At 61.1% G+C, this 26,985-nt stretch carries 24 protein-coding genes and 1 pseudogene; 12 read left to right on the forward strand and 13 right to left on the reverse strand.

The genetic code is table 11. The annotated features are described in order from the left end of the window. Positions 1-2 precede the first annotated feature (2 nt). From EFR00_RS00805 to EFR00_RS00830, 6 genes are all read right to left on the reverse strand, one after another. Positions 3-947 (reverse strand): ABC transporter substrate-binding protein, encoded by a 945-nt coding sequence (locus EFR00_RS00805; protein ID WP_077994428.1) that lies wholly within the window; start codon positions 945-947, stop codon positions 3-5. A gap of 91 nt (positions 948-1,038) precedes the next feature. Beyond that, positions 1,039-2,820 (reverse strand): amino acid ABC transporter permease/ATP-binding protein, encoded by a 1,782-nt coding sequence (locus tag EFR00_RS33865; protein WP_077994426.1) that lies wholly within the window; start codon positions 2,818-2,820, stop codon positions 1,039-1,041. A 36-nt stretch (positions 2,821-2,856) separates the two neighbouring features. Then, positions 2,857-3,408: a GNAT family N-acetyltransferase gene (locus EFR00_RS00815; RefSeq protein ID WP_077994665.1), complete on the reverse strand. Its 552-nt coding sequence runs from the start codon at positions 3,406-3,408 to the stop codon at positions 2,857-2,859. Between the two features lie 8 nt (positions 3,409-3,416). Next, complete coding sequence (locus EFR00_RS00820; RefSeq protein ID WP_040112589.1) at positions 3,417-4,616, reverse strand: M20 aminoacylase family protein; 1,200 nt, start codon at positions 4,614-4,616, stop codon at positions 3,417-3,419. Positions 4,617-4,634: 18 nt separating this feature from the next. Next, entirely contained in the window at positions 4,635-5,984 is a 1,350-nt protein-coding gene (locus EFR00_RS00825; protein ID WP_077994424.1) for an LLM class flavin-dependent oxidoreductase, read from the reverse strand. A gap of 24 nt (positions 5,985-6,008) precedes the next feature. Further along, a complete protein-coding gene (locus tag EFR00_RS00830) occupies positions 6,009-7,001 on the reverse strand; it encodes an MsnO8 family LLM class oxidoreductase (protein ID WP_040142504.1) in 993 nt (330 codons plus the stop codon). A gap of 217 nt (positions 7,002-7,218) precedes the next feature. Between EFR00_RS00830 and EFR00_RS00835 the strand changes: the two genes are divergently transcribed. Together EFR00_RS00835 and EFR00_RS33420 are read left to right on the forward strand one after the other, a co-directional pair. After that, a complete protein-coding gene (locus EFR00_RS00835; RefSeq protein ID WP_040142502.1) occupies positions 7,219-7,500 on the forward strand; it encodes a type II toxin-antitoxin system Phd/YefM family antitoxin in 282 nt (93 codons plus the stop codon). Continuing rightward, positions 7,500-7,807 (forward strand): annotated as a pseudogene (locus tag EFR00_RS33420) (type II toxin-antitoxin system RelE/ParE family toxin); the annotation flags it as partial. The gene EFR00_RS00835 and the pseudogene EFR00_RS33420, both read left to right, overlap by 1 nt. 43 nt (positions 7,808-7,850) lie before the next feature. Here the strand turns inward: EFR00_RS33420 and repC are convergent. The 5 genes from repC to EFR00_RS00865 form a co-directional block, all read right to left on the reverse strand. Beyond that, positions 7,851-9,191, reverse strand: coding sequence for a plasmid replication protein RepC (gene repC, locus EFR00_RS00845; RefSeq protein WP_077994422.1), 1,341 nt, complete (start codon positions 9,189-9,191; stop codon positions 7,851-7,853). Positions 9,192-9,391: 200 nt separating this feature from the next. Next, positions 9,392-10,381, reverse strand: a complete 990-nt coding sequence (repB, locus tag EFR00_RS00850; protein ID WP_040113119.1) for a plasmid partitioning protein RepB — start codon at positions 10,379-10,381, stop codon at positions 9,392-9,394. Continuing rightward, a complete protein-coding gene (repA, locus tag EFR00_RS00855; RefSeq protein ID WP_040143221.1) occupies positions 10,378-11,595 on the reverse strand; it encodes a plasmid partitioning protein RepA in 1,218 nt (405 codons plus the stop codon). The genes repB and repA overlap by 4 nt, the downstream gene beginning before the upstream one ends. A 283-nt stretch (positions 11,596-11,878) precedes the next feature. Continuing rightward, positions 11,879-12,142: a hypothetical protein gene (locus tag EFR00_RS00860; protein WP_125864841.1), complete on the reverse strand. Its 264-nt coding sequence runs from the start codon at positions 12,140-12,142 to the stop codon at positions 11,879-11,881. A 734-nt stretch (positions 12,143-12,876) separates the two neighbouring features. Continuing rightward, positions 12,877-13,962 (reverse strand): ROK family protein, encoded by a 1,086-nt coding sequence (locus EFR00_RS00865; RefSeq protein ID WP_040113117.1) that lies wholly within the window; start codon positions 13,960-13,962, stop codon positions 12,877-12,879. Between the two features lie 171 nt (positions 13,963-14,133). Between EFR00_RS00865 and otsB the strand changes: the two genes are divergently transcribed. From otsB to EFR00_RS00900, 7 genes are all read left to right on the forward strand, one after another. Further along, complete coding sequence (gene otsB, locus EFR00_RS00870) at positions 14,134-14,865, forward strand: trehalose-phosphatase (protein ID WP_051650006.1); 732 nt, start codon at positions 14,134-14,136, stop codon at positions 14,863-14,865. Between the two features lie 203 nt (positions 14,866-15,068). Further along, the gene (locus EFR00_RS00875) at positions 15,069-15,953 is read left to right on the forward strand and encodes a helix-turn-helix domain-containing protein (protein ID WP_040113115.1); all 885 of its coding nucleotides are present in this window, start codon (positions 15,069-15,071) and stop codon (positions 15,951-15,953) included. Between the two features lie 236 nt (positions 15,954-16,189). Beyond that, positions 16,190-17,263 (forward strand): ABC transporter substrate-binding protein, encoded by a 1,074-nt coding sequence (locus EFR00_RS00880; protein WP_184314150.1) that lies wholly within the window; start codon positions 16,190-16,192, stop codon positions 17,261-17,263. A gap of 69 nt (positions 17,264-17,332) precedes the next feature. Continuing rightward, positions 17,333-18,154, forward strand: coding sequence for an ATP-binding cassette domain-containing protein (locus tag EFR00_RS00885; protein WP_077994420.1), 822 nt, complete (start codon positions 17,333-17,335; stop codon positions 18,152-18,154). After that, positions 18,151-19,410, forward strand: coding sequence for a sugar ABC transporter permease (locus EFR00_RS00890; protein WP_040113113.1), 1,260 nt, complete (start codon positions 18,151-18,153; stop codon positions 19,408-19,410). The genes EFR00_RS00885 and EFR00_RS00890 overlap by 4 nt, the downstream gene beginning before the upstream one ends. A 25-nt stretch (positions 19,411-19,435) precedes the next feature. Further along, on the forward strand, positions 19,436-20,164 hold the full coding sequence (locus EFR00_RS00895) for an SDR family oxidoreductase (RefSeq protein WP_040113112.1): 729 nt from the start codon (positions 19,436-19,438) through the stop codon (positions 20,162-20,164). A gap of 41 nt (positions 20,165-20,205) precedes the next feature. Then, positions 20,206-20,970: an SDR family NAD(P)-dependent oxidoreductase gene (locus EFR00_RS00900; protein ID WP_040113111.1), complete on the forward strand. Its 765-nt coding sequence runs from the start codon at positions 20,206-20,208 to the stop codon at positions 20,968-20,970. Between the two features lie 36 nt (positions 20,971-21,006). Here the strand turns inward: EFR00_RS00900 and EFR00_RS00905 are convergent, their stop codons facing one another. Together EFR00_RS00905 and EFR00_RS00910 are read right to left on the reverse strand one after the other, a co-directional pair. Further along, entirely contained in the window at positions 21,007-22,305 is a 1,299-nt protein-coding gene (locus EFR00_RS00905; protein ID WP_077994418.1) for a D-tagatose-bisphosphate aldolase, class II, non-catalytic subunit, read from the reverse strand. 3 nt (positions 22,306-22,308) lie between these two features. Next, entirely contained in the window at positions 22,309-23,292 is a 984-nt protein-coding gene (locus EFR00_RS00910; protein ID WP_077994416.1) for a tagatose kinase, read from the reverse strand. A 332-nt stretch (positions 23,293-23,624) separates the two neighbouring features. On the opposite strand from EFR00_RS00910, the gene EFR00_RS00915 reads away from it, so the two are divergent. The 3 genes from EFR00_RS00915 to EFR00_RS00925 all read left to right on the forward strand — a co-directional run bounded on the left by EFR00_RS00915 (position 23,625) and on the right by EFR00_RS00925 (position 26,887). Then, entirely contained in the window at positions 23,625-24,938 is a 1,314-nt protein-coding gene (locus EFR00_RS00915; protein ID WP_040113108.1) for an ABC transporter substrate-binding protein, read from the forward strand. Between the two features lie 136 nt (positions 24,939-25,074). Further along, a complete protein-coding gene (locus EFR00_RS00920; protein WP_040113107.1) occupies positions 25,075-25,845 on the forward strand; it encodes an L-iditol 2-dehydrogenase in 771 nt (256 codons plus the stop codon). Positions 25,846-25,876: 31 nt separating this feature from the next. Continuing rightward, positions 25,877-26,887 carry a zinc-dependent alcohol dehydrogenase family protein gene (locus tag EFR00_RS00925; RefSeq protein ID WP_040113106.1) on the forward strand — a complete coding sequence of 337 codons (1,011 nt, stop codon included), beginning with the start codon at positions 25,877-25,879 and terminating at the stop codon, positions 26,885-26,887. Positions 26,888-26,985: the final 98 nt, after the last annotated feature.

Consider the following 26,985-nt stretch of genomic DNA (forward strand, 5'->3'; position numbering starts at 1 on the left):
CATTACGAACCGCTCTTCGGCAGGCCGGGCGGGTTGGTCTGGGCCTTGTCGATCGCCTCCGGACCGAGATTCCAGGTGTCGAGGATCTTCTTGTAAGCGCCGCTGGCGATCAGATCGTTGACGACATTGGTGACGGGCGCCGCCAGACCGCTGCCCTTGTGCGTGGTGACGGCGATTTCGGCGGTGATCGGCCAGCCGCCGCTGACGGTGCCGACAAGTTTGGTCTTGCCGTTGATTCCCGCCGCATAGGCCTGGGTGGCGTTGACGCTGAAGACGGCATCGGCCCTGCCGGACTGAACGGCGAGGTCCTTCACCGCATCGTCGTCGTAATATTGGACCTCGATCGGCTTCAGGCCGGCCGCGACGTTCTGGCGGTCCCATTCGAGCAGGATCTTCTCCTGGTTGGTTCCGGCATCGGTAATGACCTTCAGGCCAGCAATATCCTTCGGCGCCTTGATCGATGTGATCGGGTTCTCGGCCCTGACGTAGAAACCGAGCTCATCCTTGCGGTAGGTCGAGAAATCGAACTTTTGCTTGCGCTCTTCCGTCACCGTGACGTTCGAGATCACAGCATCGAACTTGCCGGAGGTGAGCCCCAGCGGCCAATCGGCCCAAGCGACGGAAACGAGATTGAGCTTCAGGCCCAGGCTGTCGGCAATCGCCTGCGCAAGATCGACGTCATAACCGATGACGGTCTTGGAATCGGAGGCATAGTCGTGCAGGGGCAGATTGCCGCTCGAGCTGATGCCGACGGTGAAGACTCCGTTTTCAACAAACTTGAAGTCCTTGATTTCAGCGATGCGCTTCTCGTTCTTCTCCACCCGCAGCCGGTTCGGCTGTTCGGGGCCGAGATCGAACTTCTGCTGCGCCTGAGCGGAACCGAAACCGATCGCTCCAATGGCGACGGCTCCCGCTATGAGAAGCCTAACTCTATCTGTAAATGCCATGCCCCTTCTCCATTTCATCTTACGGTTGTGGTTATTGTCATTCGACCAAGCCGCCCGTCGCGGCCCGGCATTTCGCAAGCGCTGTCAGGCGCTAGAGAACCTTGGCGAGGAATTCGCGTGTCCGCGGGTGCTCCGCTTGCGTGAAAACACGTGCCGGCGGACCGGCCTCCAGAATGCGGCCGCTGTCCATGAAGACAACGGTATCGGCGACTTCGCGGGCAAAGCCGATTTCATGGGTGACGATGACGAGCGTCGTTCCGGTGCGGGCGAGCTCCTTGATGACGTCGAGCACCTCGCCGACGAGTTCCGGATCGAGTGCGGACGTCGGCTCATCGAAGAGCAGCACCTTTGGGCGGAGCGCCAGCGCCCGGGCGATCGCGACACGCTGCTGCTGGCCGCCGGAGAGCTGACGCGGATAGGCATTGATCTTGTCGCTGAGACCGACGCGTGCCAGCAGCTCCTGCGCCAGCTGCACGGCTTCCTTACGGCCGACGCCGCGAACTTCGATCGGCGCCTCGACCAAGTTTTCGAGTACGGTCAGGTGCGGGAAGAGATTGAAGCTCTGGAAGACCATGCCGATATCGGCGCGGCGTTTGAGGATCTCTTTTTCCTTGAGCTCGTAGAGTGTGTCGCCCTTCCTGCTGTAGCCGACGAAATCGCCGTCGACGGAGATGAAGCCCTCGTCGACACGCTCCAGGTGATTGATCGACCGCAGCAGCGTCGACTTACCCGAACCGGAGGGGCCGAGAATGGCGGTCACGCTGCCGGCCGGCAGGTTGAGCTCGACATAGTCGAGCACCTTCAGCGAGCCGAAGCTTTTCGAGATGCCGTGGATGCGCACCGCACCGCCTGCGCGCAGAGCACCCGCATCATGGAAACCGGGATTACGCGCCTTGTCGGCCACACTCTCGAGAACCGGCAGCGGGCGGCGGAAGCGTCCGAAAAATGCTTGAAAAGGCAGCGGTGTCGGATTGCGAACGGCGCCCTTGGAGAAGTAGCGCTCGATATAGTGCTGGGCGACCGACAGCACGGTCATAATGATCAGATACCAGACGGTCGCGACCATCAGCAGCGGAATGACTTCGAGATTGCGGCGGTAGATCACTTGGACGGTGTAGAACAGCTCCGGCAGCGCCAGCACGTAGACGACGGACGTGCTTTTCGCCAATCCGATGAGCTCGTTGAACCCGGTCGGCAGGATGGAGCGCATCGCCTGCGGCAGCACGATGCGGAAGGCTTGGCGGCGGCGTGGCAGGCCAAGTGCGGCTGCGGCCTCCAGCTGCCCATGATCGACAGAGAGAATGCCGCCGCGGACAATCTCGGCGAAGAAGGCCGACTGGTTGAGCGTGAGGCCGAGGTAGGCAGCGGCGAACGGCGTCAGCAACTGCACGGTAGGATAGTCGAACAAGACCGTGTCGGTGAACGGGATGCCGATCCTGATCGTTTCATAGAGATAGCCGAGATTGTTCAATATCAGCAGCAGCACGATCATCGGGATCGAGCGCAGCAGCCAGATATAGCCCCAGGAAAGGCCCGATAGCAGCGGCGACCTGGAGACGCGGGCGAGCGCCAGAGCTGTACCGAGGATGGAGCCCGATATGGCGGCAAGCGCGGTCAGCAGCAATGTCCTGCCAAGGCCGACGAGCACCGGCTCGGCGAAGAACCATTCGGCAAAGACACCCCAACCCCAGCGCGGATTGGTGAAGGTGGAATAGAGCACGGCGACGATGACGACAGCGGCGAAGATCGTGCCCGCCAGGCGCTCCGGATGACGCGCCGGCACGATGCGGAAACGGGAATAATCCTGCTTGGGCTCTGCCGTGCTGCTCCTGCTGCCGGGCTCAATGCCGGCGAAATCCGTTGTCAGTGCCATTCTTGCTTCCCTTTTATGATTATCGTCTTGTCGCGTTCAGAGATTGGCGCCGGCCACGCGCAGGCGAGGTTCGGCCCCCTCGGTTCCGAAGACCGGCGAAACGAGATGGGTGATGTCCTTCTCGAAGGGCAGGCTCTTGTAGATCTCGGGATCGGCTGACGTGTCGAAGAGAGCGGTGTAGCCATCATTCAGGTAGAGGCCGACGGCCTCGGGCTGGCGGAAGCCGGTCGTCAGATAGATCCTCGTATATCCCTGGCGGGCCGCCTGAGCTTCCAGCTCCACCAGCACTTTGCGGGCAAGGCCCTGGCGGCGCAGGTCCGAGCGTGTCCAGATGCGTTTGAACTCGGCGGTGCGATCGTCGTAATGCTTGAAGGCGCCGCCGCCGATGGTTTCGCCATTGCGGATCAGCAGGAGAAAATTGCCGTGAGGCGGCGCGAAGGCTTCGGGGGGGTAGCGGTTCAATTCAGCTGCAGCGCCTTCGGCATTGAAATAGGTGCCGTAGCGGCTGTCATATTCGTGGATCAATTCATCGATCAGCGGCTTGGCGCGGGGATCGAGGGGGCTCGTATAGAGAAACGTATCGCTCATATCGTTCGTCACCCGTTGTCTTCAGTGAGGAATGTTTCGGCGAGCCGGACCCAGTAGCGGGCGGCCGGCGCGATGATCGCGTCGTTGAAATCGTAGTGGGCGCTGTGGAGAGGCGCACTGTCGCCGTTGCCGACGAAGAGGTAGCTGCCTGGATTGGCCTGCAGCATGAAGGCGAAATCTTCGCTCGCGGTTCGCGGTCGGAAATCCTTCTCGATCGCCGCAAGGCCGAGCGTGTCATAGGCGACATCGCGGGCAAAGGCCGTCTCCTTGGGATGATTGACCAGCGCCGGAAAACCGAGCCGGTAGTTGACATCCGCCGCCGCGCCGAAGCTTTCGGCCTGGGCACGCGCAAGGGCTGGAATGCGCTCCTGCAGCAGCTGGCGAACCTCCTCGCTGAAGGCCCGCATGGTCAGTTTCATCTCCACGCTCTCGGGGATGACATTCGAGGCGGAGCCGGCATGGATCGAGCCGACAGTGGCGACCGCCATATCCTGCGGATCGACATTGCGCGAGACGACGCTCTGCAGGGCCGTGATGAAAGAGGCCGAAGCCAGCACCGGATCGACGGCGCGGTGCGGCTCGGCGCCGTGGCCGCCTTTTCCGACGATCCTGATGACCGCCTGGTCTACAGACGCCATGGCCGGGCCGGTGACGAAGCCGAACTGGCCCGCCGGCACGCCCGGCCAGTTGTGCAGTCCGAAGACCGCATCGACAGGAAAGCGCTCGAACAGGCCCTCGGCGATCATCTTGCGGGCGCCGGCGCCGATTTCCTCGGCGGGCTGGAAGATCAGCCTGAGCGTGCCGCTGAAATTGCCGCTTTCGGCGAGATAGCGGGCGGCGGCGAGCAGGATCGACGTATGCCCGTCATGGCCGCAGGCATGCATGACGCCGGGATTGCTGCTGGCATAGGCAAGGTCGCTCGCCTCCTCGATCGGCAGCGCGTCCATGTCGGCGCGGATGCCGATCCGCTTCCGGCCTTCGCCGCGTCTGAGGGTGGCGACGATGCCGGTGCCGGCAATGCCCGTCGCCACCTCATAGCCCCAGGAGGAAAGGCGGGACGCCACAATCTTGCTGGTCCTGAGCTCCTGGAAGGCAAGCTCCGGATATTGGTGCAGATCGTGGCGAAGCGCGATGATCTCATCGAGATAAGCGGCGATGCCCTTCTCGATCGGATCGTTGCTGCGCGTGTTCAGAGCGATGGTGTCCATGGCGGTTCGCTCGGCGCCTCAGGCGCCGATAGCCTTTCCGGGCTCGAGCTGATCGGCGCCGGCCGCATACCGGCTTTCCCGGAAGGGCAGGCCCAGATGATCGCGCAGCGTCTCGCCCTTCAGAACCGGATCGAAATAGCCGCGCGCAGTCAGGATCGGCAGGACGTGCTCGGCGAAGTCGTCGAAGCCTTCGGCGATGACGGGGAAGCCGAGAATGAAGCCGTCGGCGGCGCCATAATCCACCCAACGGATGATCTCATCGGCGATATGCTCCCCCGTGCCGATGAAGGCGGTGCGCGGTGTCGCCGAATCCAGCGCGACCTGGCGGAGCGTCAGGCCCTTCTCCCGCGCTGTTCGTTTGATCCGGTCGGTGGTGGCGCGGAAATTGTTCCTGCCGATATCACCGAGCTCGGGGAACGCTTCATCGAGCGGGTAGACGCTGAAATCGTGATGATCGAAGAACCGGCCGAGATAGAGAAGCGCCTCCTCGATCGTGACGAGATCGCGGATCGCCTGATACTTGGCTTCCGCCTCCTCGGCTGTCCTGCCGACGATGGGGCCAATGCCGGGATAGACGCCGACTTCGGCCGCGGGCCGTCCATGCGCGATGACGCTATCCTTGAGCTGACGATAGAAGCCTCGCGCCTCTTCGAACGGCCCGCCATTGGTGAAGACGGCATCGGCATGCTTGCCGGCAAGCCTGATGCCGGAATCCGAAGCGCCCGCCTGGAAGACGACGGGCTGGCCCTGCTTCGAGCGGCCAATATTGAGCGGTCCTTCGATGCGGAAGAACCGGCCCTTATGGTTGAGGCGATGCATCTTCGCCTTGTCGACAAAGACGCCGGTCTCGCGATTGCGCACGAAAGCATCATCGTCCCAGGAATCCCATAGACCCTTTAGCGCGTCGATATAATCCTCGGCGATCTCGTAGCGGAGCTCGTGCTCGGGATGTTCACGGCTGTAATTCCTGCCAGAACCCTCGAGCGGCGAGGTCACCGCATTCCACCCTGCCCTGCCGCCGCTGATGAGATCGATCGAGGCAAACTGGCGGGCAATGGTGAAGGGATCGCTGTAGGAAGTCGAGACCGTGCCAACGAGGCCGATCTTCGAGGTGGAAGCGGCCAGCGCCGAGAGAATGGCGATCGGCTCGAACCGGTTGAGGAAATGCGGGATCGACTGCTCGTTGATGTAAAGCCCGTCGGCGACGAAGGCGAAAGCGATGCCGGCCGCCTCAGCCTTGCGTGCCTTCCTCACGAAGAAGTCGAAATTGACGCTGGCATCGGCCGGTCCGCTTGGATGTTTCCAGGCATTCATATGGCCGCCGGGACCCTGCAGCATGATGCCGAACGTGACGTGTTTCTGAGCCATGGGATCGATCCTCCTTGGAAAGGGTCAGGCGACGAGGGAAAGCCGCTCGGCGGCGAGCAGCTCGATGGAGGCAAGGCGGTCGGCGGTTGAAAGCGCCGGCGTGTCGAGCACGAATTCCTTGACGCCGTAGCGGCGATGCAGCTCGTCCAGTTCCTTGCGGATCTGCTGTGCCGTGCCGTGCAGGACGCTCGGCACCTTCTCCTCGATGCGGTAATCGGTGACGCCGGCCTGGCGGGCAAATTCGGCAGCCTGCTCCGCGCTGCCGACATTGACGGTCTGACCGTTCGGCAGGAACACTTTGACGATGCCCAGCTTGCCGACACGCTCGCGGGCATAATCCGCGCTTTCGGCGGCAAAGGCTGCGAGCGCCAGGATGGGTCGTTTGCCGCCGGATGCCCGCTCGTAGGCCTCGAAGGTACTGCGCAGATTGTCAGGATCACCGTTCAGGTGACCGGCAAAGACCAGTTCCCAGCCCTTCTCGGCCGCGAGTTTGGCGCTCTCGACGCTGGCCCCGAGCAGGAAACGCTCCGGAGCCGTCGGCGGGAAAGGAGTAGCCTGCGCGCCTTGGTAACTGGGGTCGGCCGCGAGATAGGTGTTGAGATCGGAAAGCTGGCTCGCAAAATCCGGCTTCCTGGACGGATCGACGGCAAGCTGCAAGGCGCGCGTCGACAGCGGAAAGCCGCCGGGTGCCTTGCCGACGCCGAGATCGACGCGGCCAGGCGCAAGCGATGCCAGGAGATTGAAGGTCTCAGCAACCTTATAGGCGCTGTAGTGCTGCAGCATCACGCCGCCGGAGCCAACCCGGATCCTCGATGTTTTCGCGAGAAGATAGGCTATCAGCGCTTCCGGCGCGGAACTCGCCAGGTTGGACATGTTGTGATGTTCGGCGACCCAGAAACGGTGATATCCGAGTTCCTCGGCCCGGGCGGCAATCTTGACCGTCGCCCGCAGCGCATCCGCTCCGGTGAGGCCCTGTTCGATCGGGCTTTTGTCGAGAAGGCTGAGGAGGTAGGTCATAACGCCACGATCCACTCACTAGTTGCAATATGTATTCTATAAAATCAGTAGACAATTATGATTATAAGAAATCACATTCTCTTTCGAGGACATTGGGAGGAAAAAAGCAGCCGTAGCCGAGACGGAAATTCGAATTCGGGAATGCGCTCCGCCATTCTCGTGATCTTCCAATCGACCGTTCAATGACCTAAATCCTGGTCAAAATGGAGTAGTCGCAATGAAGCTGTCAGGACAGGTCAAACTGATCAGCTATCTCAAGGCGCATGCGTCAGAGATTATCCGAACGCCGAAGGACAATCCGCAGCCCGTCGTCATTACCTTTCACGGCGAGGCCAAAGCGATCCCTCAGGATGTCGCCCAATATGAAGAAACGCAGGAGACGCTGGCGCTGCTGAAGGTGCTGGCGCTCACCAATCGACAGGTCGAGGAAGGCAAGCTGCGCCCTGCATCGGAATCCTTCGCCCGCATCCGCAAACGTCTGGCCGCCAACCAGTCCTGATGCGTTATCGAGTTCTCTCGCCGAGGACGCGGAACGCGCCGTCGAGGATCTTTATCGCCTCATGCAGCCCGCGACGGCGCCGAGACGGCAGAGCGCATCCTGAGCGAAATCGAAAGCGCCTGCCGACGTCGATGAATCAAGAAATATTCCGAAAGAGCTCACCACTATCTGCCCCACCGAATACCGCGAACTGCACCACAAGCCCTGGCGTATGATCTACCGTATCATCGGCACCGAGGTCGTCGTCTACTGCGTGGCGGACGGACGTCGCGACATGCAGACCTTCCTGGAACGAAGGCTCATCCTAACATTCGGCATATCCCCCTCTCCTTCGGCATCGCCGCCGACGCTTATCCGAGCATGGATGACCCGGACGAACGCCGAAAACTATCCCGCCTTCGGCCGGCCACCGCATTTGCCCGCAGGAGCGCCATGAGCATCGGGCCGATCGCGAACTCTCCCTTTTCACTTCGCCGCGTCAGGTCGCGGAGGTAGCCACCGGCCGAATTGATATGGCCGCCGCGCTCCAGGATGCATGCCATCACCGTCGCGGCATTTTCCGGTCCCATTGCGTTAGCAGCCTCCTCGTAGGCTGACGGACTGACCCCGAGCATCGATCGCACGGTCACAGCCGCGGTCATCAAGTCACGCCAGTTGCGGACTTCGCCGTCCGGACCGTAAGCAAGGATTTCAGGGCAGGCCTGCAGAACCAGGCCGAGCGGGAAGGATTTCAGCCCGCCGGCATCATCGCGCGTCCCCGGTCGTCGACCTTGCCTCTCCTCCTGCCTGCCCGGATGTGCAATCGCAGCCCTCCCCTCTTCCAGCGTCACGGCCCCTCGCCCATTGTCTTGCTCCGGCATCGCGCCCTGCTTCGTGTCGAAGCTTGGTTCAAGTTCAGAGATGGATTCGGGGTTTGAATTATGTATGTGACGCTCGATATAATCGGCATTGCCGCGCTGTTTTGTCGATTTAACTCGATTTTCCAGCCGGTTAAGAATATCCGCCCTGATCGCCGTCAATGCATCCAGTAATTGTTCGAGCTGTGCCGTCGTCGGCGATCGCGGCAGGCCTTCGATCAGAGCCCGAAACTCCTGATGAAGGACCTGCCAATCTCCCTGAACCTCCTCTTCGACGGCGGCTTCAATCAGCTTGGCGATATCGCGGCGGCAAAGCGTGATGCATTCGCGCAGGCGCTGGACGTGCAGTCTCTCGGCCATCACCTCGGCGGCCAGCTGTTCGATCTCCTCGGCGCGGGCAAGCAGCGGCGCCAGCGAGAAGCCGAAGGCGTCGTTGACCTCCCCCGCCCTGTCCCGGCGGGAATAACGCTTGCCGTTGGGACTGTCCTTGCGCAGCAGAAGGCCCGCCTCGACGAGTGCGGCAAGATGGCGCCGCACGGTCTGCTCGGCCATGCCGTGCGTTCTGAGCGAAAGCTGAACATTCGATGGGAATACGACCAACCCGTTTTCCTGGGTCAGCTCGTTCTTGGGATAAAAGCTTAAGAGCGCATTGAGCACGGCCAGTGCGCGATCGCTGATGCCAAGCAGCGGCTTTGCTTCGCACAGCGCACGAAAAAGCTTCCATTTGTCGACCGATTGATCCGGCCTGATTTCACCTGCCATCACCTGGCTGGCGAGCATGCCAAGCGTCATCGACCGCCGCCCGAACGGCGTCGTTATACTTCCGGTTTCCATCTCTTCCACCTCGACGAGGCAAAAGAAATCCGCTCACCAAAACGGCGCCAAAAACTCTTGACAGCGATTCTCGGAAGTGCGATTCTCGGAGGTGTTCAGGACTACGAGGAAAGCTTCCGTGACGGTGACGTTCGGGGGCTTTTTTCTTTTGCGCGTTATCTCCTAATCCGAATTGTCAGCTGACAATCGGCTTAACTGCCTCATTTTCCCTCATTTTCCTCTTCGAACTCGGTGGCGAGGCCTGCCAACCGCCGAGCGAGGAATTCTGAAAACGCCGCCGATTTGGCGGTGATGCGAAAGGTTTTTCCGGAGCGGGTTACTGAAGCCAGCTGCGCGCCGCCTTGGGTACGAAGCGTCTGCTCGCTCCGCTGTGGCGCGCTTTTTTCCTCAAGTGCCTTCCAGATGATGTCGAAACGGCTGTTGGTCTCCCGTGCATCGAATCCAGCGGTATGGATCGCGGCCTGTGCCTTTTTCTGTCCGCCGGCTTCCCTGTATTTCTCAGCAAAGGCCAACCAGCGCGGACGCCCGACCTTGGGAGCCGGGCCGATGGCCAGAATGATCTCGGGGTCAATCGTCTGCGCTACTTGCAGGAGCCTCGACGTTTCAGGCTTGTCCGTCGCCAGTGCCTTAGCAATCATATCGCGGTTGAAGCCGTGTTCGTCCATACGGCGCGCAAACAGCGCCCGTTCGATGAAGCTCAGATCGACACGGGGACCGTTTTCCTGGCCCTGTGCGAGGATCAGTTCTTCATCCGTGAGCTTGCGCACCACGGCCTTAACAGGAATTCCGATCTCCGCGGCTGCGCGCAGGCGCCTATGACCATAGGCTGCCTGGTAATGCCCAGCCTTGACTGGATCCGGGCGCACCAGAATCGGAACCTGCTGCCCGCTTCCCTGGATCGATTGCTTCAACCGCTCGAATTCGGGATCTTCATCGACCGGAATGCGGTCGCGAATAAAGGACATCTCGACGGCAGCCGGATCGATCTCCAGCACCTTGTCGCCGGAGGCCAGCGATTCCCGCAGCGCCTTGGCAGCCGCCGCTTCCTCACCTAGCCTCCCGAGCGACAGGTTCATCGCCTTGACCGCGCCGGAGGGCCGATGCGGCGGCGGCGCGCTTGGCGCCTCCGGGCGCGCCGGCTCCACGGCGCCAACCATGCTTTTCAGGATATCGCGACCTTTTGGGCTCATGTCCTGCTCCATGCACTTCGAATGAGTTGCTCGACCTCGGCATTGACATTGTCGACAGACTCGACGCCGCGGTCATAGGTCTGGCGATGCATCGTCTCGCGTCCCGCCTCGTAGATCGTCTGCTTGGACAGGCCCGCATCTGAAACCGCCGTTGACTTGACCATCATCGAGGTAAGTACACGCTCGCCGAACAGGCTGCGCAGGAAGGCGACGATCTGCGCCTGCGGTCCATCATTGGCCTCATAACGGGTGACCAGATAGCGCATCCAGTCATAATCGAGATTGCCGCCAGCCTGCTTGACCACGGACAGAAGGTCGGAGGTCATCGTCAGGAACTGGTTCATCGAGGCTACGTCGAGCATCTGCGGATGAACGGTGATGAGCACGGAGGTGGCGGCGCAGAGAGCCGACAGCGTCAGGAAGCCGAGGGTAGGTGGGCAATCGATGATGACGACGTCGTAGCTCTGCTCCAACGAATGCAGCGCATTGCCGACCCGCATGAAGAACATGTCCTTGTCGTCGCGGTTGGTATCGGCCAGCGCCCTTGGAGTATCGTGTTCGAACTCGTGCAGTTCTAGATTGCCAGGGATCAGGTCGAGACCGGGGAAATAGGTTTGGCGGACAATGTCAGCGACGTCGCGGCGTGTCTCGTCATACTTGATGGCGCCGTAAAGCGTCTCGTTTTCGCCGACATCGAACTCCGGCTGATATCCGAGCATGGCAGACATCGATGCCTGCGGGTCGAGGTCGACGGCCAGGACGCGGTAGCCGCGAAGCGCCAGGAACTGCGCCAGATGGATGGATGTCGTCGTCTTGCCGGAGCCACCCTTGAAATTGGTAACTGCGATCACCTGCAGATGATCGCCCGGTCGGCGCATCGGCAGGTAGGATGGTTTGGTGCGCCCGAGATGCTGGCGCATCGCATGGATTTCCTCGAGCGAGAACACCCGGCGGCCGGTCGCTGTTTTTTCGGGATTGATGCTCTCCACCTGGGCGGCGAGGTGGCGAACATAGCTGTCGGTGACGCCGAGCAGTTTGGCTGCCTCGGTGCTGCTGAACCGCCGCAGCGACTTTCGGGCATGGGGCGAAAACAGCCGCTCGAACAGCACTTGCAGCTGGCTGCTGAGCATCATCGAGTCTTGTGCAATGGTCTCATCGATCGAGACCTGACTCGCTCTTTTGGCTTTTTCAACAATCGCGGCCTTGGTCGGCATTCACGCAAATCCTGATAAATCGGGTAATTTTGCGCAAATGATCGTGAGTCTGGCGGTTCCGTCAAGCGATTTCTTGGTTGGCGAAGAGAGAACAAACCGGAATTACAGAAGAAATCATGTGGAATTCCGGAATCTTAGCTTTGTTGTCAGCTGACAATAGCGGTCAGGTCTACATCCGCCGAAGCGAGCCTAAAAGGCCGATGGATTTTCATGCGAGTCGGCGTCCCCGCCCTACAACGACCGAATCTCGTAACGGAGCGCAGACCGGATCAGGTAATCCGTATTATTTATAGGCAGACGAACGATAGAGGTTTTCGGCCTCCAGCTGGCGAATGGCTTCATTGCCGGAAGACTTGTTATTTGCGTCCTGGCTTTCAGGATCGCGGCGTGACGGGGCAAGCCCGAGCATCTGCTCGAGACGACCAGCGTTGAGCGGAGCGCTTATTCCCTTGAAGTTCATTATCCAATCTTTCGTCTGCACAAGGCTTGAAGCCGCAAAGATAAGCGCATTTTCAAACCGCCGGAAATAACCCGTCGGCGTTATCACCATCTTTTCCTACGCTAAGCAGGAGAGGGGAGGGGCCTCCATCTTTCCATCCCCCAAATGCGGCATACGATCCGATTCCGGGCCTCGGATCGTTTCTGTTTACCGAGATCAAAGCCTCGCAGCGCTGGCCCCATATGCAAAGCGTCGCATCGCTCCAGACGCTGCTATCAACAAACTCCGGAGATTTCGGCCGAAGGTCCACAAGAGCGTGCTGCTGCATACCACGGCGAGGAGGCGCTCCGCCATTTCTCCCAGATCTAAACGGAGGAATGCGAGGGCATGGTGCTGAAGAATTGTGAGCAGTTTTGGGCTACGCCCTGCTTTAAGCGCACCTGGCCTTCAGAGGTCGGCGTTCGCCGCCCAGAGATCCGGTCGATGGCCGTCCAGGGAACATGCCCAGCAATTGCACTCAAGCCGACCTTCCAGCGGTCACGATCAAATCAGCGGCGACGAATAAAATTGCCGTGCTAGGCGAATCACGGTTCGGCGGGTATGATATGACTCTGGTCTCGCAGAGCCGCCACTAGCCTTATTGATCCGGTCTCCTCACTCCAAGTTCCGCAAAATGGCCAATCACTCCTAGCGGAATTCACCGCCCAGTTCGCTTCCGTTTGTGGAATTCCTTCTTGTTTACCGGCTATTTACCATAATGCTCCGCGGCCGGCCTTTACCTCAGATCGGGGTCGCTCCCGCGTCCCCGGGCGGAGCAGCATCGTCAGGCTCCGGGTTTACAGCTATCGCGTCTTCATTCCTTCGCGGTTGGTGAAATGAGCGTTGCCCAAACCCGTGCCAATTGTCAGCACCGCCCACTTCGACACATCGTTCATGAAGGCTATCTGCGACAAGCCCTGCACGACGGCGTCGTTGTGCATCATCACGAATGTGCTGTGATCGCCGATCTCCGGAATGGCCTTCATCAGCGCGGCGGGGAGGTTGAAGCTGTCGCTTTCCCAATTGCCGCCTGGCAGATTCTGCCCGCCGCGTTCGATGGAACCATCGATCTTGATAATGCCAGGACAGGCGATCCCTATAATCGGAGCAAGTTTTAGATCGCTCTTTCGAGCTTTTTCGATCAAGTCCTCCAACATCGCCGCCAGCTTCTCCATTGTTGCGCTACGGCTCGGCTCGTCATCGGCATGACGCCAGATCGTCGATTCCCAAACGCTTGCGTCAGCGAAATCCTGTGTCTTTTCCTTTCCGAACTTGACGATCCCGGCGCGGACGTTTGTGCCGCCAATATCGACGGCCAAAATTGCCTCATATCCCTTGAACATCCAGGGCGGCATGAGATGGACGGAGCCGATCAACCCTGCTTCATCGGGATGATGGACAATCGGTACGACCTCGATATTTATGCCGGCTGCCTTGAGGATAACCATGGTCCTGGCGATCGTCAGCTCCCCGAAGCGGCTTTGCCGGAAACCGCCGCCGACGACGATGCGTTCGGTCTTGGACCAACGCTCGTCCTTTAGGAACTTCCTGATCACCTCGGCAAAGTCCTGCGCGAAATCTTCCATGGCGCCCATGATCAGTGCGGCGGCCTCCATGTCGTCTCCCTTCAGCAGAGCCTCGATCTTTTTCTTGGAGAGCTTCGCTGTTGCAACCTCGCCGATCGGGTCGTCTCCGAATTTGCGGACATGTTTTCTCCAATCGTCGAGCTTCTGCTGAAAGGTCTTCTTGTTGGCGTTGTCGCCAACGAAGCCGTTCCTGTCACGCAGTTCGTTGTTGTAGTCGTCGATAGTCACCAGCGGCAGAACGGTCGCACCATGCGCCAACGGAGCATTGACCTCCTCGCTATGCTTGGAACTGCTTTTGGCCATCAAACTACCTTTTACGACGAGAGTGCTTCGAACGGGCGGCCAGATAAAACGCTGACTTGCCTTGGGATGTTCCCGACTGCCAAGTCATCTTGTCGCGGCCGGTCGGCGACCTAGCTTCAATGATTGCAGAGTTAGGAGAAGACCGTGCAGGACGACGACGCCACACAGGAAATGCTTTCATTGGTTTTGGATGAGCCGGAGCACTGGGCAATGTTTCTCGATATCGACGGGACGCTGCTCAACCTTGCGCCCACGCCGGACGCGATCGAGGTCCCGGAGGCCCTTCCCGGGCAACTTCATCGTCTGTCGAACAAGCTCGGCGGCGCCCTGGCGCTGGTGACCGGACGATCGCTTGCCTATGCGGATGCCCTGTTTAAACCCTTTGCATTTCCGACTGCGGGCCTGCACGGCGCCGAGATCAGGAGTGCCGCCGGGATGCATACGCTCGAGGCGTCACCCGAGTTTCAGGCGCTGAAGCATGCGCTGACCGCGGAAGCCGAGCACTATCCGGGTGTGCTGATCGAGGACAAGGGCGCGGCTGTTGCCGCCCATTACCGCCTCGCGCCCGAATATGAAAAAGTGCTCGAAGAGCGCATGCATCATTATGCCGAGCTCGCAGGGCCGAACTGGGCGCTGCAGCTCGGCAAGATGGTGTTCGAACTGCGACCGGCACGCTCGAGCAAGGGTGATGCGTTGGAGCGGTTTTTCCAGTCCGACCCGTTCAGGAACCGCTGCCCGATCACCATCGGCGATGATCTGACCGATGAGTCGATGTTTGCGATCGCCAATGCGCGTGGCGGCGTTTCCATACGCGTCGGGGCGATCGGCGCTCCGAGCTGCGCCACAAGCCGGCTGTCTTCGGCTGCGCTGGTCAGGAACGTCATCGCCGCGCTGGCCGCCTGAGTTAGGTCTGGGCGATCTTCGATGCGGATTGCCGCCATCTTTTGCACCGCCTGCGCGGCGTCGATCGTCAAAAAAGTATCGGTTTTGACCGCGAATCGTGGTGGCAAGGGCGAAACGAGACCACTACACTCCGCTCAATAATGATAAAGCCAAAAAGGGAATTTGGCGGGTGGGCTTGGAACCCGTCCTCGGAGGAGGAACCGATGGAACCTGACTTGGAAGTCGTTCAGATCAGGCCGGGCGAATCTTTCGCTACGAAGGCTCACGGCTATCCCTATCATACGGTTCGCTGGCATTTCCATCCGGAATATGAGCTGCATCTCGTCGTGGCGACAACCGGGCGCTATTTCGTGGGCGATTTCATCGGAGAGTTCGAACCGGGCAATCTCGTGCTTGCCGGCCCCAATCTTCCCCATAACTGGATCAGCGACGTCCCCAAGGGATCGAGCATTCCGCTCCGATGCCAGCTCATCCAGTTCAGCGAAAATTTCATCAGCGACACGATGAAGGTGCTGGCCGAGCTCGGCCCCTTCGAGCCGGTGCTGGAAGCCTCCCGCCGTGGGGTGCTCTTCGGCGCCGAGACCAGCCGGCAGGTCGCGCCGCTGATGAACGAGGTGCAGCAGGCCCACGGCGTGCGCCGCATCGAGCTTTTCATGATGATCGTCGGCCTGCTCAGCCGGGCGCAGGATGCCCAGCTTCTCGCCAGCCCAAGCTATCTGCCCGATCCGTCCGGTTACATGTCGGCCGGCATCAACAAGGCACTCGCCTATATCAGGGAGAACCTGACGAAATCCTTCGACGAAGCCGATCTTGCCGGCATTGCCGAACAATCCACCGGCGCCTTTTCGCGCGCCTTCCGCCGCCACACCGGCATGTCGCTGGTGCAATATGTGAAACGCCTGCGCATCAATCTCGCCTGTCAGATCCTGATGAGCGACGATCACGCATCGATCACCGATATCTGCTTCGAGGTCGGATTCAACAATCTATCCAATTTCAACCGCCAGTTCCTCGCGGAAAAGGGCATGACGCCCTCCCGCTTCCGACGATTGCTGGGCGACAATATCAACGTGGTCAAGGCGGCATAAGGGCGCCGGACGAGCACGGTTCCAGGTAATAGAAGCAACCATCCGCTGAAAGGGCGACAGGGAGGACGAGGAGGAGAGACAAAAACTAACACTGGTTTGAACGCGAACACGCAATGAGCGGTTCGCGACAGCAGATGCTTGTCCTTAGAAAACTGCATACCGCCGGGACAGGCGAGGCGGCTCGTTCAGTAGAACATCGCAACAACGAAACGACACAATTTTTCCAATGGGAGGAGATGGAAATGATGAAATTCTCGACAAAAGCGGCAGGCGCCGCGGCACTTGCCCTATCCCTGCTCGGCGGTACTTCCGCCTTCGCGCAAAGCGCCGTTGCGGATGCGACGGTAGCATTCCTCATGCCGGACCAGGGCTCGACTCGTTATGAAGAGCATGATCATCCAGGCTTCGTCGCGGAGATGAAAAAGCTCTGCGCCTCATGCAAGGTCATCTATCAGAATGCCGATGCCGATATCGCCAAACAGCAGCAGCAATTCAATTCGGCCATCACCCAGGGAGCCAAGGTCATCGTGCTCGATCCGGTGGATTCGGCAGCCGCCGCATCTCTCGTCCAACTCGCCCAGAGCCAGGGTGTCAAGGTCATCGCCTATGACCGTCCGATCCCGACGGGCAAGGCCGATTTCTACGTCTCCTTTGACAACAAGGCGATCGGCAAGGCAATCGCGGAATCGCTCGTCCAGCATCTGAAGGCTAAGAACGTGCCGACCGACGGCGGCGGCATCCTGCAGATCAACGGTTCGCCGACGGATGCGGCCGCCGGGCTGATCAAGGACGGCATTCACGAGGGTCTCGCCAGCGGCGGCTACAAGACGCTTGCCGAATTCGACACGCCGAACTGGCAGCCGGCGAATGCGCAGCAATGGGCGGCCGGCCAGATCACCCGCTTCGGCAAACAGATCGTCGGCGTCGTCGCCGCCAATGACGGGACCGGCGGCGGCGCCATCGCCGCCTTCAAGGCAGCCGGTGTCGACCCCGTACCGCCGGTGACCGGCAATGATGCGACGATCGCCGCACTGCAGCTGATCATATCGGGGGATCAGTACAACACGATCTCCAAGCCGAGCGAAATCGTCGCCGCGGCCGCGGCCAACGTCGCGGTGAAGCTCTTGGCAGGAGAGACTATCAAGGCGGAAATGACGCTTTATGACACGCCGGCACAGCTCTTCGTGCCAGCTGTCGTCACCGCCGAAAACCTCAAGGCCGAGATCATCGACAAGAAGATCAACACCGCCGAGGAACTGTGCACCGGCCGTTATGCCGAGGGCTGCAAGAAGCTCGGCATCACCAAGTAATCAAGCCAAGGCAAGCGCGGCCGGATCGCCGGTTGCGCTTGCCTTATTTCGCTTCGGAAAGGCCAGGCGATGTCCGACACCTCTCATATACTCGACGGCGCCCGCCAGCCCGTTCTCAGCCTGCGCGGAATATCGAAAAACTTCGGCGCGGTCTCAGCGCTCACCGATATCGAACTCGACGTGCATGCCGGCGAAGTCGTGGCGCTCGTCGGCGATAATGGCGCCGGCAAATCGACTCTCATCAAGATCCTGGCCGGCGTGCACCAGCCGAGCTCGGGCACGATCCTGTTCGAGGGCAAAAAGGCAGACCTGTCGAGCCCGAGTGCTGCCCTCGATCTCGGCATCGCTACCGTGTTTCAGGATCTGGCGCTTTGCGAAAATCTCGACGTGGTCGCCAATATCTTTCTCGGCAAGGAGCTAAACCCCTTCCAACTGGATGAGGTCGCCATGGAAATCCGCGCCTGGAAGCTGTTGAACGAGCTTTCGGCCCGAATCCCAAGCGTGCGCGAGCCGGTGGCGTCGCTTTCCGGCGGGCAGCGCCAGACCGTAGCGATCGCCCGGTCGCTTTTGCTCGAGCCGAAACTGATCATGCTCGATGAGCCTACCGCGGCACTTGGCGTCGCCCAGACGGCCGAAGTGCTCGATCTGATCGAACGCGTGCGCGAGCGCGGCCTTGGCGTCATCATGATCAGCCACAACATGGAGGATGTGCGTGCCGTCGCCGACCGCATCGTCGTCCTTCGGCTCGGGCGCAACAACGGCACCTTCATGCCTGATGCCTCCAACGAAGCGCTGGTCAGCGCGATCACCGGCGCGTCCAACAATTCCGTCTCCCGCCGCGCCATGCGCCGCAAGGCGCAAGGCCAAGAGAACGAGGAGGGCAGGCCATGATGAAGACCTTTCAGAACGAACCGGCAGCACCTCCGCTTCTCGACCGGCGCGATGAACGAGTACGCCATGACGATAGCCTCACCGGATGGGTCCGCGGCTTTATCGACCGCATCCGCTCCGGCGACCTCGGCTCGCTGCCGGTCATCGTCGGCCTGGCGATCATCTGGACGGTATTCCAGGCGCTCAATCCGGTGTTTCTCTCCAGCGCCAATCTCGTCAACATGCTGTTCGACTGCTCGACGGTCGGTGTCATCTCGCTCGGCATCGTCTGCATTCTGATGGTTGGAGAAATTGATCTGTCCGTCGGCTCCGTCAGCGGCTTCGCCTCGGCGCTCACCGGTGTCTTCTGGATTAACCAGGGCTGGCCGGTGGTGCTCGCCATCCTCGCCGCCATGGCTGTCGGCGCCTTAATCGGCTCGCTCTACGCCTTCCTCTTCAATCGCTTCGGCATGCCGAGCTTCGTCTCCACCCTGTCTGGACTGCTCGCGGTTCTCGGGCTGCAGCTCTACGTTCTCGGATCGACCGGCTCGATCAATCTGACCTATGGCTCGTGGCTGGTGAATTTCGGGCAGATCATGGTCATGCCGGATCCTGTCGCCTATGCGCTCGTAGCCTTTGCAGGCATTGCATTCTTTTTCTCCAGTTACCGCACCGCGGCGCGGCGGCGGGCGGCCGGCCTGTCGTCAAAATCGACCGGCGGACTTGTTCTGCGCGCCGTCATCATCACCGTTGCTCTGGAGGCGGTGGCCTTCTATCTCAACCAGTCGCGTGGTGTCCCCTGGATGTTCGGCCTCTTCGTCGGCCTCGTCATCGCGATGAATTATGCGCTGACGCGCACGAAATGGGGACGATCCATGCAGGCCGTCGGCGGCAACAGGGAGGCTGCCCGCCGCTCGGGCATCAATGTGTCGCGTATCTATGCCAGCGCCTTCGTCGCCTGTGCCCTGCTTGCCGCAACCGGCGGCGTGCTCTCGGCGGCACGGCTGGCAACCGCAAGCCAGCAGGCCGGCACCGGCGACGTCAATCTCAACGCCATCGCTGCGGCGGTGATCGGTGGCACCAGCCTGTTCGGCGGGCGCGGCAGCGCCTATTCGGCCCTTCTCGGCATCATCGTCATCCAGTCGATCGCCAGCGGGCTGACGCTCCTCGATCTGTCGTCATCGCTTCGCTACATGATCACCGGCGCCGTTCTTGCCGTCGCCGTCATCGTCGACTCTCTGGCACGCCGATCGCGCATTTCGCACGGTCGAGCCTAAACAACCAGGAAAGCAGAGGAAGCAAATGGGACAGGATCTGTCTGGAAAAGTCGCGGCCGTCACCGGGGCAGCGTCAGGTATCGGCCTGGAATGCGCCAAAGCGATGCTTGGCTCCGGCGCCCGGGTCGTGCTGATCGATCGCAACGAGGAAGGCTTGCGGGAAATCTGCTCGACACTCGGTGCAGATGCCATTCCGCTGGTGGTCGACCTCTTGAACCCCGAAAGCGTGGCGCAGATGATGCCTGCAATCCTGCAGAAGGCTGGCCAGTTGGACATCTTCCACGCCAATGCCGGCTCTTATATCGGCGGCGAGGTGCTGGGCGGCGATCCCGATGCCTGGGACCGAATGCTCAACCTGAATATCAACGCCGCCTTCCGCTCCGTGCATGCCGTTCTGCCGCACATGGTCGAGCGAAAGACCGGAGACATCATCCTGACAAGTTCCGTCGCCGGCCTGGTCCCCGTCGTCTGGGAGCCGATCTACACGGCTTCCAAACACGCGGTTCAGGCCTTCGTCCACACGCTCAGAAGGCAGGTGGCCAAGCATGGCCTGCGCGTCGGCGCCGTTGCGCCCGGTCCGGTCGTCACTGCGCTTCTCAGTGACTGGCCGCAGGAAAAGCTGGATGAGGCGCTCGCCGCCGGCGGCCTGATGGAGCCGAAGGAAGTAGCCGAGGCCGTGCTCTTCATGCTGACACGCCCGCGCAACGTCACGATCCGCGATCTCGTCATCCTGCCGCAGAGCACGGACATCTGATGAAGATGTAGCCCTCCGGCAAGCGCAGAAAGGAAACGGATATGATCTTCGACAGATTTCGCCTGAATGGACAGGTGGCGCTGGTGACCGGCGGCACGCGCGGCATCGGGCTGGCAATCGCCGAAGCGCTCGGCGAGGCGGGCGCCAAGATCGTCGTCGCGGGACGAACGCGCAACGAAGCCGCTGAGGAACGGCTTTCCAGGGCCGGTGTCGAGTTCGAGTTCATCGCCGCAGATCTGGTGAAGGAGCCTGCTGCCGATGAGCTCGTGACGGAAACCCTTTCGCGGACCGGCCGGCTCGACGTCCTCGTCAACAATGCCGGCATCGCCATTCACGGCAACAGCGGCGAGTTTTCCGATGCCATCTGGCGCGAGATCATGACCGTCAACGTCGATGCCGTCTTCCGCGCCTGCCGCGCCGCGCTCGCGCCTATGCGCCGCCAGGGCGGCGGCGTCATTCTGAATATCGGCTCGATCTCAGGCATCGTTTCCAACATCCCGCAGAACCAGGTCGCCTACAATACGTCCAAGGCGGCGGTTCATATGATGACCAAGAGCCTCGCCAGCGAAGTTGCCGCCGAGAACATCCGCGTCAACGCCATTGCGCCGGGCTATATCGAAACCGATATGTCGCGGGGCGGCATCGACAATCCCGACTGGTTCCCGACCTGGTGCAGCATGACGCCGATGGGGCGCGTCGGGCAGCCGGAGGAGGTCGCCGGCGCTGCCCTGTTTCTGTGCTCGCCGGCGGCAAGCTATGTCACCGGCGAAGTGCTTGTGATCGACGGCGGTTATACGACGCGGTAAAGCTCGGAGAGGGCAGGGCAGGTTCCCGCCCGGCTGCTAAGCCATTTTTCCTTGCGTGCAGAAGTTCATGGGTGTCGTGCCGCCGGCGCTCTGGTAGTCGGCAAGCACGCGGTCGACCGCGGCAATCAATATCGCCTCGGGATCGCCAGCTTCGGCCGGCGAGAGCTGCGGCAGGAACTGGTGCAGCAGCGTCTCCGGAATTGTCTTGCCGCGCAGAGCGGCGAGCAGTGTCTCGAAGGCATTATCCGCCTCAGGGCGGTTCCAGTAATAGCGGATACGATCGCTGTAGCTATAGTGCCGCTGCAGACGCAAGGCCGTGTCATCACCGTGATAGTGAGCCTGCCAGTCGCCGGGCGCCGACAGCATCACCGCCTCCATCGCGGCGGCCAGCGGCCTGTCGCCGTAGCCGGGAACCATCTCGGTCGCGATCACGTCCAGCGCATAGGCGGCCTCGCGCAGCGCGAAGGTCAGGCCGGGGCCGACTTTCAGGATGGGGAAGCCATCCCGCACCAGCCGCGTCAGCGCCTCCCGCGTCTGATAATCAGTGGAATGGGCCTCGAAGACGAATTGCGGCTCCTCGTCGAGAAGCGCGGTCAGTTCAGTCGCAAACTCGGGCCTGTAACCGATGACGTTCTCGCTGCCGAATTCGACGCCCGGCTGGACAACGAAGGCGATGACGCGGGAAAAGGCGTCCTCCAACCCAGCTCGCGAAAAGATTTCGCGATGGATGGCAATCGTTGCACGAGCGGCCTCCGGCGCGGTCGGCCGGAGTTCTTCGAGCGCATGATCAGCGCCACCAGGCACCGGAACCTCGGTGCCGAGAATATAGAGCGGCGGCGGCGCGCCGATCGCTTTCGCCGTCCTTTCGCTGATCTCTGCCAATCCTGCGGCCCGCTCGGCGATCGTCCGGTCGTCGAGTGCCGCCGGCTCGCCGGCACAGCCCATCGAGGCGTCGAGGTGGATCTTGCCGAACCCGGCTCTGACATAGGCTTCAACCATAAGCGATGCCTGCTCAAGCGCTGCTTCCGGCGTCTTCTTGCGCCACGGATTGGGGCCGAGATGATCGCCGCCGAAGATCATCCCCGCGCGGTCGAGGCCTTCCTCAGCGGCAATGCGCTCGGCAAAGCGGATGAAGTCTTCCGGCGTCATGCCGGTGTAACCGCCGAGATGGTTGACCTGGTTGCAGGTCGCCTCGATCAGGACCGGCCTGCCTTCGCGCACCGCCCGCCGGATGGCAGCCCTGAGGACGAGGGGATGGGCGGAGCAGACTGAGGTAATGCCGAAGGGTCTGCCTTCGCGCCGGGCAGCGGCAAGACGGGTCAATATCCGGTCCATCGTCTATCTCCTCGGGGTTGCGGCAATAAAGGCTGTGAGTTCGGCAAGGGTGGAGACGCCTTCCATCGGACCGAGGCGGGTCACGTTGCGAGCGCCGGCCGCATTGGCGTGGAGCAGGGCGGCATCCGGCGCCATGCCCTTGCGGCGGCAGGTGAGATAGGCCGCGCCGAAACAGTCTCCGGCGCCGGTCGGATCGACCTCGTCAACCGCGAAGGCGGCGCAATCGATGCGCGGGAGGCCGAGGCCGAAGAAGGAAGCACCCTGTTCGCCGCGCTTCAGCACGATCTCGCCGATGCCGCTCTCCAAAAGCTTGGCGACAGCCGCAGTTTCGTCAGTGCTGCCGGCGGCGGTGAAAAGCTCCTCGCCGGAAGGCAGCAGCAGGTCGGCTGTGGCAAGCACCTGGTTGAAGCTTTCCAGCGCGCCGTCATCGGTCAGCAATTCCTTACGGAGATTAGGATCCAACGACACCGAACCGCCGCGCGCGCGCACCGTCTCAACGGCGTACAGGATCACCTGGCGGGCACCGGGAATGGTAAGGGCCGTCCCCATGACATGCACATGGCCGGCGCGCCGGACGAGAGCCTCAGCGGCGGAAGTCAAGCCGACCTGGCCGGCCGCGGATCTGGCGATGTTGAAGACGAAATCACGGGCGCCATTCGGCCGGTATCGAACGAAAGCACTGCCTGTCGGCCAGTCTTCATGGATTGCGATGGCGGATACGTCGACGCCGTCCTGGCGCAGGCGATCGACGTTCAAACGGCCGAAATCGTCATTGCCGACGGCGGCGATGATGCCTGCTGCTCCGCCCATACGCGCAACCTGGTCGATGAAGATGGCCGGCGCACCGCTCGGATAAGGCCCCGTCAGGGATTGCGGCTCGAAGAAACCCGCGCCGACCGTCGTCGCCATGATCTCCACGAGGATTTCGCCGACGGTGATCGTCGGCCCAAGCGCTTCGGGCGCAATCGCCCTTTGCGGTGACGGCATCTGCAATCTCCTTCATGCGGGAAGCGGCGGCATCTGCGCTCCGCGCACTCGTCAAAAAACCTCGATCCGCCCGTAACTTGGTTAAGAGAACCAGTCAAGAATAATTTTACGCGCGATAATTTAAATATTGCGGCGCAATAGAAAGAGGCTGGGTTTATTTTGCGTTGCGAAACTCACTTTTGACCCGTACCAAACCAAATCTCCGCGCGAAACGCTCGAATCCCGGCCAATTTCCCCTCCAAAACCTCCTTGACAAGGTTGACCAAGATGACGGATAAAACTTTACGCATGTAATTTTATGCGTGAACATCCGTAAAGGAGGAGCGGAGACCATGAGCAAGATCATTTGCGTTTTATCTGCATCCGTCGCCTGCCTCGCGCTCACCGCCGGACTGGCGGGCGCCGAGGAACTGACGATCGCCACCGTCAATAATGGCGACATGATCATCATGCAGAAACTGTCGCCGGAATGGGAGAAGGAGACCGGCAACAAGGTGAATTGGGTGGTGCTCGAAGAAAACGTCCTGCGCCAGAAGGTGACGACCGACATCGCTACGAAGAGCGGCCAGTACGACATCATCACCATCGGCGGCTATGAAGCGCCGATCTGGGGCAAGCAAGGCTGGCTGGCGCCCGTTGACGATCTCGGCGCCGACTACGACTATGACGACCTGCTCGCTCCGATCAAGACGGGCCTGACCGTCGACGGCAAGCTCTATGCAGTGCCTTTCTATACAGAAAGCTCGTTCACGCTGTACCGCAAGGATCTCTTCGATGCCGCCGGCATCAAGATGCCTGATGAACCGACCTACGACCAGATCAAGGAATATGCGGCCAAGCTGACCGACAAATCGAAGGAACAATACGGCCTGTGCCTGCGCGGCAAGCCCGGCTGGGGCGAGAACATGGCGTTTCTCGGAACCATGATCAACGCCTATGGCGGGCGCTGGTTCGACATGGAGTGGAAGCCGCAAATCAATTCCGAGCCTTGGAAGAAGGCAATTACGGATTACGTCGAGCTGATGACCAAATACGGCCCTCCCGGCGTGACTGCGAACGGCTTCAACGAAAACCAGGCGCTGTTTTCGACCGGCCACTGCGCAATGTGGATCGATGCCACGTCGGCTGCCGGCCGCGTCTACGACCCGAAGCAGAGCAAGGTCGCCGACAAGATCGCATTCACACGTGCGCCTATCGCCGTCACCGCGAACGGATCGAGCTGGTCATGGTCGTGGAACCTGGCGATCCCGGCTACCTCGACCAAGCTCGATGCGGCCAAATCGTTCCTGAGATGGGCGACGTCCAAGGACTACGTCAAGAAGGTTGGTGAGACGGAGGGCTGGGTCGCGGTGCCGCCCGGCACCAGAAAATCGACCTACGCCCTGCCGGAATATCAGAAGGCGGCTCCCTTTGCCGACACCGTGCTGAAGGCCATCCTCTCGGCCGATCCGTCCAAGCCGACCAAGGATCCCGTTCCCTATACCGGTGTTCAGTTCGTCGCCATTCCCGAGTTCCAGGGCATCGGCACACTGGTCGGCCAGCAGATCGCCGCCGCGCTGTCCGGGCAGCAATCGGTCGATGCCGCTCTCGACAATGCCCAGAAACAGGTCGAACGCGACATGAAGAAGGCGGGCTACCCTAAGTGAACCTTCCATCCTCGCGGTTTGCCGCGAGTTCCTCCCGGAAAGGTCCCGACAGTACGGCTGCCGGGACCTTCTGGTCAGGCGGGTTAGCCATCACATGGGATTACCGGCGTCTGCGCCGGCTGAACTGGAGAACCACATGAGACTGAAAGACAAGGTCGCCCTCATCACCGGCGGCGCGCGCGGCATCGGCCTCGGCTTTGCCGAAGCATTCGTCAAGGAAGGCGCCAAGGTTGTCATCGCCGATATCGACATCGAACGGGCAACGAAATCCGCCGCCGCGATCGGCCCTGCGGCCAAGGCGATGAAGCTCGACGTCACGGATCTGCCGGCCATCGACACTCTCGTTGCAGAGATCGACAAGGAGTTCGGCGGCATCGACATCCTCGTCAACAACGCCGCCATTTTCGACATGGCTCCGGTCAACGAAATAACCGAGGCCAGCTACGACAAGGTCTTCTCGATCAACCTGAAGGGGCCGCTCTTCATGATGAAGGCAGTCTCGAACGTCATGATCAAGCGGCGCAGGGGCGGCAAGATTATCAATATGGCCAGCCAGGCCGGGCGGCGCGGCGAGGCGCTTGTGCTTTTATACTGCGCTTCCAAGGCGGCGATCATCTCGGCGACACAGTCGGCAGCACTGGCCCTCGTCAAACACGGCATCAACGTCAATGCCATCGCGCCGGGCGTCGTCGACGGCGAGCATTGGGATGTCGTCGATGCGCATTTTGCCAAATGGGAGGGGCTGAAGCCCGGCGAGAAGAAGGCCGCCGTCGCCAAATCCGTTCCGATCGGCCGCTTCGCCACACCCGATGACATCAAGGGCCTCGCTGTCTTCCTCGCCTCATCGGACAGCGACTATATCCTTGCCCAGACCTACAATGTCGATGGCGGCAACTGGATGAGCTGATCGCCCTTGCGCAAGAAGTCCGGAGTCTGAAATGGAAGCCATCTGCTATACCGAAAAGGGCATCGCGGTCACAAAGGCGCTGCCGCTGCCGGAAATGCGGCCCGGCCATGCGCTGGTGCGCGTGCGCGCCGCCGGTCTTTGCCACACCGATATCGACGTCCTCCACGGCCGTTACGGCGAGGGCCGCTTTCCGCTGGTCCCCTGTCATGAATATGCCGGTGTGATCGAGGCCGTGGCCGGCGATGTCTCCAGCCTTGCCGTCGGCGCCCGCGTCGTCGTCGATCCCAATCTTCCCTGCGGAACGTGCCGGGCCTGCCGCAAGGGAATGACCAACCTCTGCCGCGATCTGAAGGCCTATGGTGTGACGGAGGACGGCGGTTTTGCTGAATACAGCCTGGTGAGAACCGACCACTTGCATGAGATCGGCAATCTCGACTTCTATCTCGCCGCGCTCGCCGAGCCGCTCGCCTGCGTTTTGAACGGCCTTGGCAGCTCCGGCCTGCGGGCCGGTGCGGCGGGAACCGAAACGGCGCTGGTCTTCGGCGCCGGACCGATCGGGCTGCTGCTAGCGCTTTCCCTGAAGGCCGAAGGCGTTTCGTCGGTGACGGTTGCCGATATCAACGAAGGCCGCCTGGCCTTTGCCGAACGGCTGGGACTGGAGACGGCCGTCTCCGGCTCCGAAGCACTCGCCGGCCGCCGCCGCAGCTTTGATTTCGTTGCCGATGCAACCGGCGTTGCCCGCGTCGTCGAAGGCATGATCGACTTCGCCACCGATGGCGGCACGGTTCTCGTCTTCGGCGTCTGCTCCCCCGATCAGCGCATTTCCATTGCGCCGTTCGAAATCTTCCGGCGGCAGATCCGCTTCGCCGGCTCTCATTCGCTGAACCGCAACATTCCCCAGGCGCTCGACCTTCTCAGGAGGGATACTGGCGCCATGGCGCAGCTGGTGTCCCACCGGCTGCCGCTTGGCGAAGTGCTTCCCTTCATCACCAAAAAGTCCGCCGATCCGGCAACGATGAAGGTGCAGTTCTCCATAGACTAGGTTCGGGTGATCGACAGCGCCGCTTTTCGTCCGGCGATGAGTCATCTAGAAACCGTCGGAGACGCCGCGTCAGGAGATCAGATGGTGGGAAAGACGAT

Origin of the sequence: Rhizobium sophoriradicis, assembly GCF_003939025.1 — a bacterium.
In the GTDB taxonomy this organism is placed as follows: Bacteria; Pseudomonadota; Alphaproteobacteria; order Rhizobiales; family Rhizobiaceae; genus Rhizobium; species Rhizobium sophoriradicis.